Source organism: Streptomyces sp. NPDC056161 (assembly GCF_042268025.1).
Taxonomy (GTDB): domain Bacteria; phylum Actinomycetota; class Actinomycetes; order Streptomycetales; family Streptomycetaceae; genus Streptomyces.
On sequence record NZ_JBHJUV010000022.1, the window covers coordinates 65,965 to 82,103 of the forward strand.

General features: G+C 70.3%; 14 protein-coding genes. 13 read left to right on the forward strand and 1 reads right to left on the reverse strand.

Annotated features, from left to right (window positions below; all coding sequences use genetic code 11):
- Positions 1–151: 151 nt before the first annotated feature.
- Positions 152–3,922, reverse strand: coding sequence for a hypothetical protein (locus ACFC09_RS21530; RefSeq protein WP_376530668.1), 3,771 nt, complete (start codon positions 3,920–3,922; stop codon positions 152–154).
- 264 nt (positions 3,923–4,186) lie between these two features.
- Here ACFC09_RS21530 and ACFC09_RS21535 point away from each other — a divergent pair, with 264 nt between their 5' ends.
- The 13 genes from ACFC09_RS21535 to ACFC09_RS21595 all read left to right on the forward strand — a co-directional run bounded on the left by ACFC09_RS21535 (position 4,187) and on the right by ACFC09_RS21595 (position 16,117).
- Positions 4,187–5,752: a phage tail sheath family protein gene (locus ACFC09_RS21535; RefSeq protein WP_376530671.1), complete on the forward strand. Its 1,566-nt coding sequence runs from the start codon at positions 4,187–4,189 to the stop codon at positions 5,750–5,752.
- Positions 5,753–5,802: 50 nt separating this feature from the next.
- On the forward strand, positions 5,803–6,246 hold the full coding sequence (locus ACFC09_RS21540) for a phage tail protein (RefSeq protein ID WP_376530673.1): 444 nt from the start codon (positions 5,803–5,805) through the stop codon (positions 6,244–6,246).
- Positions 6,246–6,686 (forward strand): hypothetical protein, encoded by a 441-nt coding sequence (locus ACFC09_RS21545; RefSeq protein WP_376530675.1) that lies wholly within the window; start codon positions 6,246–6,248, stop codon positions 6,684–6,686. The genes ACFC09_RS21540 and ACFC09_RS21545 overlap by 1 nt, the downstream gene beginning before the upstream one ends.
- Positions 6,683–6,826 (forward strand): DUF6760 family protein, encoded by a 144-nt coding sequence (locus tag ACFC09_RS21550; RefSeq protein WP_376530677.1) that lies wholly within the window; start codon positions 6,683–6,685, stop codon positions 6,824–6,826. The genes ACFC09_RS21545 and ACFC09_RS21550 overlap by 4 nt, the downstream gene beginning before the upstream one ends.
- Positions 6,827–6,912: 86 nt before the next feature.
- Complete coding sequence (locus ACFC09_RS21555) at positions 6,913–8,541, forward strand: hypothetical protein (RefSeq protein ID WP_376530679.1); 1,629 nt, start codon at positions 6,913–6,915, stop codon at positions 8,539–8,541.
- Between the two features lie 63 nt (positions 8,542–8,604).
- Positions 8,605–9,036 (forward strand): phage tail protein, encoded by a 432-nt coding sequence (locus tag ACFC09_RS21560; RefSeq protein ID WP_376530681.1) that lies wholly within the window; start codon positions 8,605–8,607, stop codon positions 9,034–9,036.
- A 3-nt stretch (positions 9,037–9,039) separates the two neighbouring features.
- The gene (locus ACFC09_RS21565; RefSeq protein WP_376530683.1) at positions 9,040–9,828 is read left to right on the forward strand and encodes a LysM peptidoglycan-binding domain-containing protein; all 789 of its coding nucleotides are present in this window, start codon (positions 9,040–9,042) and stop codon (positions 9,826–9,828) included.
- Between the two features lie 8 nt (positions 9,829–9,836).
- Positions 9,837–11,747, forward strand: coding sequence for a VgrG-related protein (locus ACFC09_RS21570; RefSeq protein ID WP_376530685.1), 1,911 nt, complete (start codon positions 9,837–9,839; stop codon positions 11,745–11,747).
- Between the two features lie 45 nt (positions 11,748–11,792).
- Positions 11,793–12,068 (forward strand): PAAR domain-containing protein, encoded by a 276-nt coding sequence (locus ACFC09_RS21575; protein WP_376530687.1) that lies wholly within the window; start codon positions 11,793–11,795, stop codon positions 12,066–12,068.
- A gap of 3 nt (positions 12,069–12,071) precedes the next feature.
- Positions 12,072–12,479, forward strand: coding sequence for a GPW/gp25 family protein (locus tag ACFC09_RS21580; RefSeq protein WP_376530689.1), 408 nt, complete (start codon positions 12,072–12,074; stop codon positions 12,477–12,479).
- A complete protein-coding gene (locus tag ACFC09_RS21585) occupies positions 12,476–14,443 on the forward strand; it encodes a putative baseplate assembly protein (protein WP_376530691.1) in 1,968 nt (655 codons plus the stop codon). Before ACFC09_RS21580 ends, ACFC09_RS21585 begins: the two co-directional genes overlap by 4 nt.
- A 1-nt stretch (position 14,444) precedes the next feature.
- Positions 14,445–15,005, forward strand: a complete 561-nt coding sequence (locus ACFC09_RS21590; protein ID WP_376530693.1) for a phage tail protein — start codon at positions 14,445–14,447, stop codon at positions 15,003–15,005.
- The gene (locus ACFC09_RS21595) at positions 15,005–16,117 is read left to right on the forward strand and encodes a hypothetical protein (RefSeq protein ID WP_376530695.1); all 1,113 of its coding nucleotides are present in this window, start codon (positions 15,005–15,007) and stop codon (positions 16,115–16,117) included. Before ACFC09_RS21590 ends, ACFC09_RS21595 begins: the two co-directional genes overlap by 1 nt.
- The last annotated feature ends 22 nt before the right edge of the window (positions 16,118–16,139 follow it).

Genomic DNA, 16,139 nt, shown 5'->3' on the forward strand with positions numbered 1-16,139 from the left:
CTAGCTCAGTTGGATAATCCCAGACAACCAGAGATCCCGTGCGCTGCCGAGCTTTGTGCCTGTTGAGGAGCTCATATACCTCGACGTGAATCGGAGGTGTCTTGAACCGGAGAACCGCTTGTGTCCTCATTAGTCCTCCATACAGTGAATGTTAGACCGTTCCCATTCTTGCCCGGAGAGCGGCAACGAATCGTGCAACTACAGCTGCCTTTTTTGCGGGATCCTCGACTAGTTCTTGGAATTGCCCCCACTTGGTTTCTCGCATCTCGATCATATGACCGTGCTCCTCAATACACACCCTTCCCCATTCTTCGTGTATTTCTGGATCATCGATATTTCGCAAAAAGTCCCGAAGTGGCACGCCACCTGTGCGCTCGTCGGCCGTATCGCGGAACCAGTTATTAAAGGTCTTCCGGTTTAAATCAGAGTCAGTGAGGGCTAGATTCGTTACCGAATGCGCACCCCCAGCACTGTTTTCATGTATGTGATGCCAATCCTTTTTATGTGGATTCTGGAACATATTTCCCACATTGATTCCATGGTACGTATTCGCGCGATAATTAAGGGCTTGGCGGGCATCCCGATAGTTATCCCATCGCGACGCCCCTCGTATATCCTCCCACGCCTCCCCTTTCTTGTTCATGTAATGACGGTGCCAGCTATTTGGCTCGAGGTGGTGCCAAGATTTACTCTCGGTTGCGATTGTCAGCGTAGGGCCGGCGACGTTAGGATCTCGATACTCTGCAATGGCGTTGCAGGTGAAAGACCTATCAGCGACAGTGGCCACCTTACACGCTTCCCAGTCGCCCACCCCCTTAGCCAGCACTAGGTCGCCCGGCTCCAAAACTGCTGCAGACTTTATCTCATGAAGCTCGTTATTCAATTTTTCCGCATCTTCAGAAGCGGAATTGAATATCTTTACCAACCTGGTAATATCCTGTTGTGATACTCCTCCATTCAAGGCTTCTTCATATTTTTTTACTTGCCTCTTCTTTGGGTCAATGACCGAGTTGATCCTGCCCAGGCGCCTATTGATCTCCTTCTTCTTTTCATCATCCCGCGACAGTGAAACTTTAACGAGTGCAGTATTGCGCGTCTTATTCGCATAGGAAATTGAGGTTTTTGCCTTGCTGTATGCGCCCGTGAGTTCTTCCAATTCCGGGCTAGGCATAGAGCTATCAGATCGACGAACTGCACGCTCTGGAGTTCGCTCAGCCTGCACATAAACGTGTGCTCTAGTTTCCTCTATTTTTGCCGTGACGAGATGCAGGCGCGTTTGATAAGTTTGGCCGATCGCAGGAATTCGCGTCTCTGCAGATTCCTTGGTCGGGCCGGTGGACAAAAATAGATCGGCCGCTTTGAGTGCGGCAGCCTTTCCTTTGGTCTGCCCCTTCCTCTTCTTCCCCTTACCACCTGTGAGTTTGACCCAGAGCTTATTGCCCGCCCTGACGATAAATCCGACGATTTTGTCGATAGCGCGGTTTACCGGGCGAGCCACGGCATGGAAGACGGATTTGACCTTGTTGGCAAGCGAGCCGATGCCAAGGAGTGAGGCCAGGAAGCCGATGAGGAGGGGGACGCTGGCTGCTAGGGCCGTTTCGACCATCTTCGGGACGCCCGCCGAACCGCCGTTGGCGATCGCGATGACCGCGTCCAGGACCGCGTTGACGAACTCCACGATCTGGGCGCCCTGGTTCACGATGAAGGTGACGATGTCGATGATGCCCTTGACAGCGCGGACAAACGCCGATGCCGGGTTGAGGAGGGAGATGATCCAGGTGATGCCCGCGATGATGACCGTGGGGATCAAATAGCTGGTGAGTTTTTCGAGGATGGTGGCCTTGAGGTCGCCGGCCTCTTCGGTGATTTCCTTGACCGCGCCCGCCGGGCCCTCGCGGGCGAGGTTCTGGGCGACTGGGACGGACTGTTCGACGGCGGAAACGGCCTGGTCGGGCACGCCCTTGCGGGTGATGCGGGCGCGGATGTTGGCCCAGGTCAGGCCCAGGAGGGAGGCGATGAGCTGGATGATGCCCTTGAGGTCGAACTTCTGCGGGAGTTCGAGCCCGGACTTGACCGCGGTGCCCAGCAGCCAGGACACGACCCCGGTCTTGAGGTGCTCGGCGACGTTGGTGACGAACAGGTTGAGACCCGCGCCGACCGCGCGTACGAGGTTGCCGAGGAACCCGATCGGGTCCTTGATGATCTTCATGATGGCGGAGGCGGCCTTGGCGAGGATGCCGAGGAGGAGGTTCTTCAGTTCGTTGATCGTCTTGATGGCGCCGACGATCGCGTCCTTCGCCTTGTCGATCAGGCCCTTGTTGGCTTCCTGGAGTTTCTTGATCTCCTCGTCGACCTTGTTCAGGGCCGCCGTGTACTTCTGGGCCAGGTCCTGCACCAGTTGTTCGGACTTCTCGTTGACCGTTGCTTCGAGGTCGTCGAACTTCCCGGCGAAGTCCTTCGCGGCGTCCTCGCCGAACTGGCGCAGGTCGGCGGGGAGTTTGTCGACCTCGGCCTTCAGTTCGGTGCGGCCCTTGGCGATACGGGCCTTCGCCCGGCCCAACTCGGCGCCGATGATGTCGGCGACCGAGGAGATGACCGTCTGCATCTTCGCGACGTAGAGCTTGCGGGCCTCCTGGTAAAGGTTGTTGGCCTCCTCCGGCAGGCCGGCGAACTTGTCCTTGACCCAGCGGGCCTTGCCCGTCCAGCCCGAGTACCGCCTGTCCTTGTACGCCTTCATCCGGCGTTTGTGGTCCGCGGTGAACGCGTCCCGCGCCGCCTTCTCCCCCGTCGTGAACGCGGTGTCGACCTTCTTGTCCAGACCGGACAGGGTCTCCTCCACGTCCTTCTTCGTGGAGTCGTAGACCTTCTGCAGCTTGGCCGTGACCTCGGCCCGCCGTTTTTCGTCCTTCGCCTTCGTCTCGCCCTTCCCGCCGTCGACCTGCCTGCCCGCCGACGCACGGGTCGCGGTCAGCGCATTCATCGCCTGGGCGCCGGAGGCCGCCGCCCCCGCCTTCGCGGCGGAGAGCTGCTGGGCCTCGGCAGTCTTGCCCTTGGCGGGGGCCTTCGCGGAGTCCGCTTCCGCCGTCTTCTTCGCGGACAGGGCCTGGTCGAACTCCGGCTCGTTGCCCTTGGCGAGCTGGTCCTCGGTGACCTCCGCGTCCGCCATCGCCTTGTCGTTCTGCGCCGGACCTTCGGAGAAATCGGTCACGGAAGCGGGCTGCTTCTCGGGGACCGCGTCCGCCGCGGACGGGGCGCCCGGGTTGGGCGGGGGCTGGTCCGGGGACATCGGAGTGACCGGTTTGTCCTTGGCCGCCGACGTGTCCGGCGGGGCCTTCGTCGCCGTGTCGATGTCCTTGGCCGACGCCTCCTTGCCGTCGGAGACCTTCCCGTCGACCTCGCCCTTGATCTTCTCGGCCTTGCCGGACTTGGAGAACTTGTCGGCGTCGTCGAGGTTCTTCGGCGCCTGCGCCTCGATCGCCTTGTTCACGGCGTCGATGAACGCCTGTTTGTTGAACTCGCCCGGCTTCGCCGCGTTCATCTTCTCGGCGTTCGCCGCCTTGCCCTGCGCCTCCTTGTCGTCCGGCGGAGCGACCGCCGCGTCCTGCGCCGACTTCGACTCGGCCGCGGCGGGGGCGTGGACGGCGATCTTCGCGCGTTTGGCCGCCACGTCGGCCTTGACCTTGCGGAACCCGGCCGCCTGCGCAGGCGACGGCTTCACCGGGGCGGTGTAACGCTGGGCCACCAGACGCGACACCGCGGCGTTGCCCGCCGCGCGCTGGAGCCGCTGCAGATCGCGCAGGCCGGGTGCGGGGCGGGCGCCCGGCGGGCGCTGCGGTGGCGCCGTCGTACGGGAGACGTCCGTATTCCCAGAAGTGGTCCTGGCACGGGCAGCGCCGGGGTCCTTCTCCGGAACCGCCTTCATCCGCCCTCCCGGCCCACCGCTTCCCCGGACAGCCGGCACACGACGCCGCATGGCCCTGCCGTCGTACCAGGGTCCGGGGGTGGTGGACGACGTACGCAGTGCGGGAGGGACACCGGCGGGGGCAGTGTCTGACGGTCCGGACAGCACGAGGACGTTGCCTCATCGGGCAGTGGCCGGTGCACGTGTGGGCGGCCGTGTGTCCGTTCCCGGTGATCGCACCGGTCGCGAGAATTGCGGGCGTTCCCCGGCCAAGGAGAGACTCACATGCCGTCGTACCTGTCCCCGGGCGTCTACGTCGAAGAGGTGGAGTCCGGGTCGCGGCCGATCGAGGGGGTCGGCACCTCGGTCGCCGCCTTCATCGGGTTCGCGCAGAAGGGCCCGTTCCACGAGCCGACGCTGATCACCAACTGGACGCAGTTCACCACCGTCTTCGGTGACTTCGTCGAGGGGACCTATCTCGCCTCCTCCGTCTACGGGTACTTCGCCAACGGCGGCGGGATCTGCTACGTCGTACGGATCGGCGGCGCGGAGGAGGATCAGGACGAGGCCGGTGCGCGGGCGGCGCAGGAGGGGGCCGCGGGGCCCACGGCGCGGCTCGGACCGTATGTCGTCAGGGCGTTGCCTGGCGTCACCGGGGAGATCACCGTCGAGGTCACCGATCCCGACGGCGAGGATCCGCCGCAGGACGTGTTCACGCTGGTCGTCAAGCGGGACGGGGAGGTCGCCGAGACGTATCCGTCCGTGACCACCAAGCGCAGCAAGGACAATGTCGCCACCCAGGTCAGGGCCCGGTCCGGGCTCATCCGGCTGGAGGAGTCCGGCAAGGGCGCCGCGCCGGCCCGGCCGGAGGCGCAGTCCGTGACGCTGGCTGCGGCGCCCGGAACCGGGCCGGGCGCGGGGGCCGTCGCGGTGCCCGACACGTTGTCGACGGACTCGTACGTCGGCGATCCCGACCGGCGCACCGGGTTCGGCGGTCTGGAGGCCGTCGAGGAGGTCACGATGGTGGCCGCGCCCGACCTGATGAGCGCCTACCAACGGGGGGCGCTGGACCTGGAGACGGTCGTCTCGGTGCAGCGCGGGCTGATCACCCACTGCGAGGCGATGGGTGACCGTATCGCCATCCTCGATCCGCCGCCCGGACTGAGTCCGCGTCAGATCAAGTCCTGGCGGGCGGAGACGACCGGGTTCGACTCCAAGTACGCCACGCTCTACTTCCCGTGGATCAAGGTGTTCGACCCGGCTGTGGGCCGCGACGCCTTCGTGCCGCCGAGCGGGCACGTCGCGGGCGTCTGGGCGCGCAACGACGAGACACGCGGGGTGCACAAGGCGCCGGCGAACGAAGTGCTGCGCGGTGCGGTCGGGTTGCAGACGCAGATCACCAAGGGTGAGCACGACCTGCTCAATCCCATCGGGCTCAACTGCATCCGTGCCTTCCCCGGTCGCGGCATCCGGGTGTGGGGCGCGCGCACGCTCGCCGACGACGCGTCGTGGCGGTACCTCAATGTCCGCCGACTCTTCAACTACCTGGAGGAGTCGATCCTCGCGGGCACCCAGTGGGTGGTCTTCGAGCCGAACGACGACGCGCTGTGGGCCCGTATCCGGCGCACCATCTCGGCGTTCCTGGTCAACGAGTGGCGCAAGGGCGCCCTCTTCGGGCTGACCCCGGACGAGGCGTTCTACGTGAAGTGCGACCGCGAGACCAACCCTCCGGAGTCCATCGAGGCGGGCCAGGTCATCTGCGAGGTCGGGGTGGCCCCGGTCAAGCCGGCGGAGTTCGTGGTGTTCCGGCTCGCCCAGCTGTCGGCGGGGTCGGGCGGGATCGACGAGTGACGGTGGGCGCTGCGAGGGCCCTGACGACGGACGGATTCTAGGAGGCTGGCATGCCGCTCCCCGAGCTCGACAGTTCCGTAGGACATTCCTTCGGCCTCGAATTCGACAGCGTGCTCATCAAGCAGATCACCGAGGTCAGCGGTCTGAAGATGGAGCAGGACGTCATCGAGTTGAAGCAGAACACGGCCGACGGCAAGTATGCGATCAAGAAGTTGCCGGGCCGTCCCAAGGCCGGTGAGGTCACCGTCACCCGCGGTCTGACGGAGGACAACAGCTTCGAGCGGTGGATCAAGGATTCCCGGTTCGGGAAGATGGTCAACGCCCGCCGCAACGGCTCGATCATCGTCTACGACTACGAGGGCCTTCCGATCAAGCGCTACAAGCTGATCAACGCGTGGCCCAAGTCGCTGGAGATCAGCACGCTCAAGGCGGGCGACACCTCCGTGCTGACGGAGAAGCTGTCGATCACCTACGAGAGCGTGGAAGTCGACTGATGCGCCGTACGATCGCGGCATCCGCCCACGGCGGCACGGAGGAGGACCGCGGCGGGTCCGTCGACACGCTGCGCACCGAGTTCCCCTTCGAGTTGCCGCGCGGGTACGTGGACGAGTCCGGGACCGTGCACCGCAGCGGGGTCATGCGCCTGGCGACCGCGCGCGACGAACTGGTGCCGCTGCGGGACGACCGGGTCCGGGAGAACTCCGCCTACCTGTCGGTGGTGCTGATCTCGCGGGTGGTCGTGCGGCTCGGCGCGATCGAGGACGTCCACCCCGGCGTCGTCGAGGACCTGTTCGCCTCCGACCTCGCCTTCCTCCAGGACTTCTACCGCCGGATCAACGCCGAGGGGCACACCCGAGCCGCGGTCACCTGCCCCTCGTGCCAGGAGCACTTCGCGGTGGACCTGTCCGGTGGTGGTCGCCTGGGGGAATCATGACGTACGCGACCGAACGGCTCCACGAGGAAGTCGCGTACCTCGCCTACCACTTCCACTGGTCACTCGACCAGATCCTCGATCTTGAGCACCCGGACCGGCTGCGGTACGTCCAGCACGTCGCCCGGCTGAACGAGCGGTGACGCGGATGGGATGGCCGGCCTGGCTGACCGGGGGGCGCCGGCGCGGCGACGGTGCGCAGCGCCCTGCCGCGCCCAGCGTGCGGGAGGTGAGCGCCCCGGGGTGGCGGGAGGTGCCGCCGTTGCAGCGTACGGTGGGCGCTCCCGCCCTGGTGACGGATCCGGTGGGGTTCCGCGGTTCCCTGGACACCTGGCGGGACACCTCCTTCTTCACTCCGCTCGGCCATCTGGTGAGTCCTGAGGCGCCGTCCGGGCTGGGTCACGGGCTCGTGGCACCGAGCGCGTCCGCCGGGGCGCCGACGGTGAGCCGTGAGGTGCACCCGAACGCCCGCGGCCGGACGCGGGAGTCGGGCCCGTCGGGGCCGGGCGGTGAGCTGCGGCTCGCGGTCGTTCCGTTGCAGCGAGCCGGGGGCGCGGGTGCGTCCGACGGTCCGCGCCCCGCATCCGGGGCGAGCGGTACGGACGCCGTGGACACGGCCGCGCCCTTGGTCTCGGCCCGGCCTCCTGACATGCCGTTGCGTCAGCTGGACCGCGTGCCGGCCGAGGGGCCGCGGCCCGGTACGGCGGCGGAGGGGCCCCCGCCCTCGGCACCGGCGGCGCCTTCGCCGGCGTCGCCGTCGCCGCCGGTGCAGCGGGTCACGGAGCCGGGGTCCGCGCGCCCGCACGGCTTCGGCCTGGGCGAGCCGTTGAGCGCGTTGCCGCCCACGGCCCAGCGGAAGCCCGCCGCGAGCACCGGTGGTCCCCTGCCTCCGGACGAGTCCGGGTTCCCCCCGCCGGCGGAGCCGCCGTCCAGGCCGCTGCTCGCCGACGATCCGCTCGTCGTGCGAACCACGGACACCGACCCGCCGCCAGCACCAGCACCAGCATCGGAGCCGACCCTGCCGACCACTGCCCCCGCCACCGTCCTGCCCGTACGGATCCAGCGGGCCGCCGCCGACGGAACGCCGGTGCCGGCCGAACCGGCCCCGGCGGCGGAGCCAGTGGTGCCGCTCGTCGCGCAACGGTCCGTACCGCTGTTCTCCGGGGTGCTGGAGTCGGCCGCGGAGGGCGTGCCGGATGCCCGCAGCGGAGCGGCCGGGCCGCGCGTCGTACCACTGAGGTGGTCGTCCGGGCCGGAGGGCGGCCGGGCGGCGACGGCGGGAGCGGATCCGGCCCCCGCGGAGGGAGCGGCGCCGGGGCGTTCCCCGGTGCCGTCCGCCCAGCGGTCCGTCGCTCCGGCGGCGGCTCCTGCGCGGCCGGCAGCACGGGCGTCCGCCCCCACGGTGTCCCGCGCGCTGCCGGACGCCGGTGCGGTGGCCGTCACCGCGGGGGTGGCCCAGCGCATGGTGGACGGCTCGGTGGTGTTCCACTCGCCGCCCGCGGCGGCCGTACGCCCCCTGTCGTACGGTTCGCTGCCGGGCCCGGTGCCGCTCCCCCCGGCCGTCCAGCGTGACGCGTCCGGTTCCGAGCCGCCGCCTCCGCAACCTCCCGACCCGCCCGATCCGCCGGCCACGTCCGCCGAGCCGGCCCCCGAGCCCCTTCCCGACAGCTCGGGCACCGCATCGTCCGCGGCCGGGGAGCAGGCCCCGGACCCGGCGTCCGGCGGCTCCGGGCGAGGCACGCCGAAAGTGGACGACGAACTGGTCCGGGCCCTGTTCGCACCGCTGAGCCGGCTGCTCAAGGCGGAACTGCGGCTGGACCGGGAGCGGGCCGGCCGGCTGATCGACACCTGGCACTGACGAGGCGCTGACGAGTGTGGCGAGACACCAGGCACTGACGAGTGCGGAGAGAAGAGGTACGCCATGTCCGTGACCGATGACCCGGCGGTCAGCGTCTGCTTCGTCGTCACCGTGGACGGCATCGAACTGGGCTCGTTCAACACGTGTGAGGGCCTGGGCTGCGAGGTGGTGCTCGAACAGCGCGAGGAGGGCGGCAACAACGGCCACCTGTGGCAACTGCCCACCCGCCTGAAGTACCCGAACATCAAGCTGTCGAGGCCGCTGACCCGGGACACCGAGAAGGTGGCCAAGTGGTTCGCGAGCATGACCACCGGCATCAAGCGCAGGACGGCGCACATCGAGGCGCGTACCGGCGACGGCCGCAAGGTGGCGCAGTGGGGGCTGCTGGAGGTGGTGCCGGTGCGGTGGACCGGGCCCGCGTTCAATCCGGAGTCCCCCAAGGTCGCGACGGAGACCATCGAGATCGCCCACCACGGCTATGTGATGGAGGGCTGAGCAGTGGGTTCTCCGGTGGCGTTCAGCGCGGCGGGCGCGGGGACGAGTGCCGTCAAGGGAGGTGCCAGACCCAAGCTGGAGCACGCGTACCTGGAACTGCGCACCCCGCCGTCGGGTGGCGGTCTGACGCCGGGCGCGCCCTGCGGCCGGATCGACTTCCAGTTCAATCCCAAGGAGCTGTCCCTGACCAAGGCGGCTGCCTGGAAGCGGACTCCGGCCAAGGGGGCGAAGAGCGCGGGACCGCCCGAGTACCAGGGGCCGCAGCCCAGCAAGCTGACGGTGGAGATCTTCTTCGACGCGAGCGACACGCAGGACACCAGCGTGGTGACCGCGGTGGAGAAGCTGTTCGCGTGCTGTGTGCCGACGAGCGAGACGCGGCAGCAGCAGCGGGCCTCGCCGCCGTGGGTGGTCTTCCACTGGGGCGGGCTCACCGGCTTCCCCGGTTACGTCAGCCAGGTGCAGGCGAAGTACACCCTGTTCACCACCTCGGGCGTGCCGATCCGGGCGGTGTGCCAGGTCACCATGGAGGAGATCACCGGGGAGACCCCGGGTCAGAACCCCACCTCGGGAACGCTGCACGCGCGCCGCGTGCACCGGGTGCGCGCCGGGGACACGTTGGCGCTGCTGGCCTGGCGCGAGTACGGCGACCCGGCCGCCTGGCGGACGATCGCGGAGGCGAACGGGATCGACGATCCGATGCGTCTGCCCGAGGGGCGCGAGTTGCTGCTTCCCGCGCCGGACGAACTGGAGCGCGGCGCGGGCGGCGGCGACGGACACGACGGGGGTCGGTGAGGCCGGTCATGGTCAATCAGAGCGTCGCCAAGGTCCTGGTGGTGGAGTTCGACGGCCGGCCGCTGCCGCCGGCCGTGGCGAACACCCTGGTCGAGGGGTATGTGGACGACAGCCGTACGCTGCCGGACCTGTTCGTGCTGCGTTTCCGCGACCCCGGTCGGGTGCTGCTGGACCGGGCGGGCGTGCGGATCGGTACCCAGGTGCGGCTGCTGGCCGGCGCCGGTGGCGGTCCCTCGCCGCGTCCGCTGTTCACCGGGAGCGTGACGGCACTGGAGGTGGAGCTCGACGACACGGGCACCTTCACGGTGGTGCGGGGTCTGGACGAGTCGCACCGCCTCTTCCGCGGCCGTCGGGTGGCCGGCTACCAGAACATGACGCTCGCCGACATCTGCGTCCGGGTGGCGCGGCGTGCAGGGCTGAAGCCGGGCACGGTGGAGGTGGCGGGCCCGGTGCTGGAGCACGTGGCCCAACCGAACGTCAGCGACTGGGAGTTCCTGCGCGTGCTGGTGGAGGAGGCGGGCGCGCAGCTCCATGTGACGGACGGTCGGCTGCACGTCGTCAAGCCCACGGAGGCGGGGGGCGCTCCGGAGACGTCCGCGCGGGCCGGCCGCGATCCCCTGGTCCTGGAGATGGGCGACAACCTGCTGCGTTGCCGGGCCGGGGTGTCCGCCGCCGAGCAGGTGTCGGCGGTCGAGGTGCGGGGCTGGGACGTACGGACCAAGCAGCCGCTGGTCGGCCGCGCCGACGCGGGCGGGACGGCGACCCTGGAACTGGGCGTGACGGCCGCCGAGGTGGCACGGCCGTTCGGTGCGGCGGACTTCGTGGTGTCGGACGCGCCGTACGACAACCAGGCCCGGGTGGACCAGGCGGCGAAGTCGCTGGCCGCGCGGATCGCGGGGTCGTTCGCCGAGCTGGAGGCGGTGATCCGGGGCAATCCCGAGGTGCGGGCGGGCGGCGCGGTCACGCTGGCCGGGGTGGGCGCGCCCTTCGAGGGCCGGTACACGGTGACGTCCTCGCGGCACGTGTTCGATCCGGTCCGCGGCTACGAGACCTGGGTGACGGTCTCCGGAGCGCAGGAGCGTTCGCTGTTCGGGCTGACCGGCGGCGGGCCGGGGGCCGGCGCCGGGGCGGGCTCCCGGTGTTCGGGGCTGGCGAACGGCACCGTGACGGACACCAAGGACCCGGAGGGTCTGGGCCGGGTCAAGGTGCGGTTCCCGTGGCTGTCCGACGAGTACGCGAGCGACTGGGCGCGGACCGCGCAGGCGGGCGGGACCGGCGGTGGGGCGGCGTTCATCCCCGAGGTCGGCGACGAGGTGCTGGTCGGGTTCGAACAGGGGCATCTGGACCGTCCCTACGTGCTCGCCGGTCTCTTCAACGGTCAGGACAAGCCGGGGCAGCAGCAGGGCGGGGAGGGGCAGGCCGGAGGTCAGGGCGGCCAGGGGGACGGTCAGGAGGCGGAGGCCGTCGACCCCACGAGCGGCGCCGTCAACAAGCGCGCGTTCGGCTCCCGCGGCGGCAACAAGCTGGAGTTGCTGGACACGGCGAACGGCCCGCAGGGCGTACGGCTCGTGACGGGCGACGGCAAGCTGAGGATCAATCTCGATCGCCGGGGCACCACCATCGTGGTGCACAGCGACGGCACGGTGGAGATCGAGGCGAAGGAGCAGGTCTCGATCAAGGCGGGCAGCGGGGTCGCGCTGGACGCGGGCGGCGGCACGCTGGAGCTGACCGGTGACTCGGTGAAGCTCACGGCCCGCACCGGGGTCCAGGTGGACGGCGGCACCGGCCAGGTGAAGCTGTCCACCGGCGGCGCGGTGGAGGTGCGGGGCAACCAGGTGGCGGTGGACGGCACCACCCGCACCGAACTCAGGGGCGGCAGCACGCTGACCGTCAACGCGCCCATGGTGCGCATCAACTGAACGGCACGGCACTGACGGATGAGGACCAGGCAGGGGGCTCAGCACATGCCAGCAGCCGCACGCGTCGGCGATCCCACCGGGCATCCCGGGGTGATCGGCCCGACCGGAGAACCCACGGTGCTGATCGGCGGGCGGCCCGCGGCCACGGTGGGCACCGCGCACCAGTGCTCCTCGCCCGCCGCGCACGCGCCGTCCGCCCTCGCCCCGCCCGGCAGTTCCAGTGTGCTCATCGGCGGGCGGCCGGCCGCCCGGGTGGGCGACACGGCGGGCTGCGGCTCGCCGATCACGTCCGGGTGCCCGAGCGTGCAGATCGGAGGGTGAGACATGGGCCGGCAGTTCATCGGCGCGGGGTGGGCGTTCCCGCCGCGCACGGACGCCACCGGCAGCATCGCGCTGGTCCGGGACGACCGGGAGATCGAGGAGTCGATCCGGCTGATCCTGGCCACCTCGCCCGGTGAGCGGCCGATGCGTCCGGAATTCGGGTGCGCGCTCGGCGACTACGTGTTCGCGCCCGCGGACGCCGGCACGGCCGGGCAGCTCGCCTACGAGGTACGGCTCGCGCTGGAGCGGTGGGAGCCGCGCATCGAGGTGGCGGACGTCGCCGTACGGTTCGACGAGGCGGACGACGGGGTGCTCTACATCGACATCGGGTACGCGGTGCGCGGTACCAACGATCCGCGCAACCTGGTCTTCCCGTTCTATGTGATCCCGGACGGCGAGGGGTCCGCATGACGCTCCCCAGCCCCGATCTGGACGACCGGCGCTTCCAGCAACTGGTGGACGAGGCCAAGCGGCTGGTGCAGCAGCGCTGCCCCGAGTGGACCGACCACAACGTCTCCGATCCGGGCGTCACGCTGATCGAGGCGTTCGCCACCATGGTCGACCAGCTCGTCTACCGGCTGAACCGGGTGCCGGACAAGAACTACCTGGCCTTCCTGGACCTCATCGGGGTGCGGTTGTACCCGCCGACGGCCGCCCGCACGCAGACCACGTTCTGGCTGTCCGCGCCGCAGCCCGACACCGTGCGCGTCGCGGCCGGAACCGAGGTGGCCACCGTGCGCACCGAGACCGAGGAAGCGGTGGTGTTCACCACCGGCCGGGATCTGTCGGTCCTACCGTGCGCGCTGGCCCAGCTCGTCACCTGGCCGGTCAGCGGTACGGCCGCCGACCGGTCGGAGGAGCTGGCCCTCGGCCGCGACGTGCCGTGTTTCGGCAGCACGCCCACGCCCGGGGACTGCCTCTACGTCGGGCTGTCCCAGCCGGTGCCCGGCTGCGCGGTGGTGCTGCGCCTGGACTGCCGGGTGGACGGCGTCGGGGTCGATCCGCGCCGCCCGCCGCTGCTCTGGGAGGCGTGGGACGGCGCCGCCTGGGCGGTGTGCGAGGTCGAGAAGGACGACACCGGCGGGTTCAACAAGGCCGGCGAGGTCATCCTGCACGTGCCCGCCGCGCACACCACCTCGGTGGTGGCCGCGCACACCGGGGGCTGGCTGCGCTGCCGTCTGGTGGAGGCCGTGGCCGGTCAGCCCGCCTATGTGGCGTCCCCGACGGTCCGTCGGGCGAGCGCGTTCACGATCGGCGGCACGGTGGAGGCCGCGCACGCCGAAACCGTCGTGGCCGAGGTCCTGGGCCTGTCGGAGGGGGTGGCCGGGCAGGGGTTCCAGGTGGCCCGGCCGCCGGTGGTGGCGGGCGAGGAGCCGTTCGTCGTGGAGGTGGCCGAGGGGCACGGCTGGGCGGAGTGGACGCGGGTGGACGACTTCGCGCACTCCACCCCGTACGACCGGCACATCACCCTGGACCCGAACTCCGGCCAGGTGGACTTCGGCCCGGCCGTGCGGGAGCCCGACGGCTCGCTGCGGCTGTACGGCGCGGTGCCGCCGAAGGGCGCTCCGGTGCGGGTGCGGTCCTACCGTACGGGCGGCGGACGGCGGGGCAACGTGGCGCGGGGTGCCCTGCGGGTGCTGCGCAGTTCGCTGCCGTTCGTGGCGCGGGTGGAGAACCGCCGTCCGGCGCTGGGCGGGGTGGACGGCGAGACGGTGGAGAACGCGCGGGTGCGGGGGCCGATGACGCTGCGCACCCTGCACCGGGCGGTGGTGCCGCGTGACTACGAGCTGCTGGCGCGTGAGGTGGCGCCGGACGCGGCCCGGGTGGCCTGCGTCCCGGCGGGCCCGGCCGGGGCCGGGCAGCCGCCCGAACAGGCGGGCGGTGTACGGCTGTTGGTGGTGCCGGCCGGTCGCAACGACGAGCAGGGGCGGATCGGGTTCCAGGAGCTGATCCCGCCGCAGGACACCCTCGCGATGATCGCGTCGTACCTGGACGAGCGGCGCCCGATCGGCACCCGGCTGGTCGTGGAGCCGCCCTACTACCAGGGTGTCACCGTGGTCGCCTCGGTGGTGCCGGGCCGCGGGGTGGCGGCCGACCGGCTGCGGGACGCCGCGCTGGCCGCGCTGTACGGCTACTTCAATCCGCTGACCGGCGGACCGGAGGGTGCGGGCTGGCCGTTCGGCCGGCCGGTGCACTCCGGGGAGGTGTTCGCGGTGCTGCAACGGGTGTCCGGGGTCGACCTGGTCGAGGACGTCCGGCTGTTCCCGGCGGACCCGGTCACCGGTCGGCGCGGCGAGGCCGCCACGAGGATCGAACTCGACCGGCACGCACTGGTGTTCAGCTATGAACACCAGTTGCGGGTGAGGGAGGCATGAAGTGCGCGGACCACTTCCCGGGCTGCCGACGCCGCACCCTCTGCTGCATCAGCTGCCCGCGGTCTATCTGGACCAGCCCTTCGTCGAGGGATTCCTGAGCGCGCTGGACGAGGTGCTGGCGCCGGTGCTGCTCACCCTGGACAACCTGCCCGCACACCTGGATCCGCGCACCGCGCCCGAGGACCTGCTGGCGTGGCTGGCGGGATGGGTGGCGGCGGAGGCGGACGGGGAAGGACCGGTCGGCCGGCGCCGCGAGGTCGTGGCCGGTGCGGTGGCCCGGCACCGTCAGCGGGGCACCCGGGCGGGGCTGGCCGCGGCGATCCGGGTGGAGACGGGCATCGAACCGGAGATCAGCGAGAGCGGCGCCACGTCCTGGTCCGGTGAGCCGGGGTCGGCGCTGCCCGGTTCGGCGCTGCCCCGGGTGCGGGTGCGGGTACGGGTGGCGGACGCGCAGGCCGTGGCGTCGACGCGGGCGCGGCTGGAGAGGCTGGTGGCCACCGAGGTACCCGCGCACGTCGGGTACGAGGTGGAAGTCGTGGCGGCGGACGGCGCGGGTGCGTGATGATCTGTCCCGACTGCGGCCACCGCAATCCGCCCGGTACCCGCTTCTGCGCGTCCTGTCAGGCGTTCTTGGCGTGGGAGGAGGCGGAGCGGGCCGGGCAGCCGGCTCCCGCCGCGGACCCGGCCGTCGCGCCGCCCCCCGAGGCGCCGCCGCCGACCCCGCCCACGTCCGACGCCACCTCTCCGGCCACGACGGCACCCCCCGCCGCGCGGACGGGGCCGCCGCAGCCCGCCACGCCCCCGGACATCGCTGCACGGCGGCCCGACGACCCGCCGCAGCACCCGCCCGACCACGCACCGGACCATCGCACCGGTGCCCTCGCGGACCCACCGCCCGAAGCACCGCCCCGGCCGGACACCCCGCCGCGGCGCCCCGGCCGCCCCTGTCCGGACTGCCGTGCCGAGAATCCGCACGACCGGCGGTTGTGCGTACGCTGCGGTGCCCTGCTCGATCCCGCAGGGCCCCCCGTCCAGGCCCCCCGGCCGCCCTGGTGGCGCCGGATCCTGCCGCGCCGCGAGCGGCGCCCGCTGGCCGCCGGCAGCAGACCCGGGCGCCGGGTGTGGCGCCGGCCGCGGCTGACGCTGCCGGTGGTGCTGGTCGTCCTCCTCGTCGCGGCCTGGTTCGCCCGCGCGCAGCTGACCCAGTTGTTCACCTTCGCCGAGGACAACACCGGTGACCCGAAACCGCTGCACCCCGCGCAGGTGCGCGCCTCCAGCCAGACGCCGTCCCACCGGGCACAGGCGGCCTTCGACAGCCTCAGCAACCGCTACTGGGCGCCCGCCGTCCCGGGCTCCGGCACGGGGCAGTATCTGGAAGCCGACTTCGAACGGCCGGTGCGGTTGCAGAAACTCCTGATCACGTCCGGGAGTTCGACGAAGCCGGACGAGTTCCTCGGCCAGGCACGGCCGTCGCGGATCACCGTCACCCTGGTCTCCTCGCAGGGCGAGCGCACCACCGAGAGCCTGAACCTCAGCGACGCGCCCGGCCAGCAGAGTTTCGACGTCCGGGGGACGGACGTGACACGGGTGCGGCTGACGGTGAACGCGGCGTACGCCGCCCGGCAGGACCGCCGGGTCGCCATCGCCGAGGTGGAGTTCTTCGGAGGTCAGTGACGCGCCGGGGAACACGCCCTCG

Bases quoted from the DNA above. Each gene is read 5' to 3' on its own strand.
- ACFC09_RS21530 (WP_376530668.1), bottom strand. From the start codon at position 3,922: ATGAAGGCGGTTCCGGAGAAGGACCCCGGCGCTGCCCGTGCCAGGACC.
- ACFC09_RS21535 (WP_376530671.1), top strand. From the start codon at position 4,187: ATGCCGTCGTACCTGTCCCCGGGCGTCTACGTCGAAGAGGTGGAGTCC.
- ACFC09_RS21540 (WP_376530673.1), top strand. From the start codon at position 5,803: ATGCCGCTCCCCGAGCTCGACAGTTCCGTAGGACATTCCTTCGGCCTC.
- ACFC09_RS21545 (WP_376530675.1), top strand. From the start codon at position 6,246: ATGCGCCGTACGATCGCGGCATCCGCCCACGGCGGCACGGAGGAGGAC.
- ACFC09_RS21550 (WP_376530677.1), top strand. From the start codon at position 6,683: ATGACGTACGCGACCGAACGGCTCCACGAGGAAGTCGCGTACCTCGCC.
- ACFC09_RS21560 (WP_376530681.1), top strand. From the start codon at position 8,605: ATGTCCGTGACCGATGACCCGGCGGTCAGCGTCTGCTTCGTCGTCACC.
- ACFC09_RS21570 (WP_376530685.1), top strand. From the start codon at position 9,837: ATGGTCAATCAGAGCGTCGCCAAGGTCCTGGTGGTGGAGTTCGACGGC.
- ACFC09_RS21575 (WP_376530687.1), top strand. From the start codon at position 11,793: ATGCCAGCAGCCGCACGCGTCGGCGATCCCACCGGGCATCCCGGGGTG.
- ACFC09_RS21580 (WP_376530689.1), top strand. From the start codon at position 12,072: ATGGGCCGGCAGTTCATCGGCGCGGGGTGGGCGTTCCCGCCGCGCACG.
- ACFC09_RS21585 (WP_376530691.1), top strand. From the start codon at position 12,476: ATGACGCTCCCCAGCCCCGATCTGGACGACCGGCGCTTCCAGCAACTG.
- ACFC09_RS21595 (WP_376530695.1), top strand. From the start codon at position 15,005: ATGATCTGTCCCGACTGCGGCCACCGCAATCCGCCCGGTACCCGCTTC.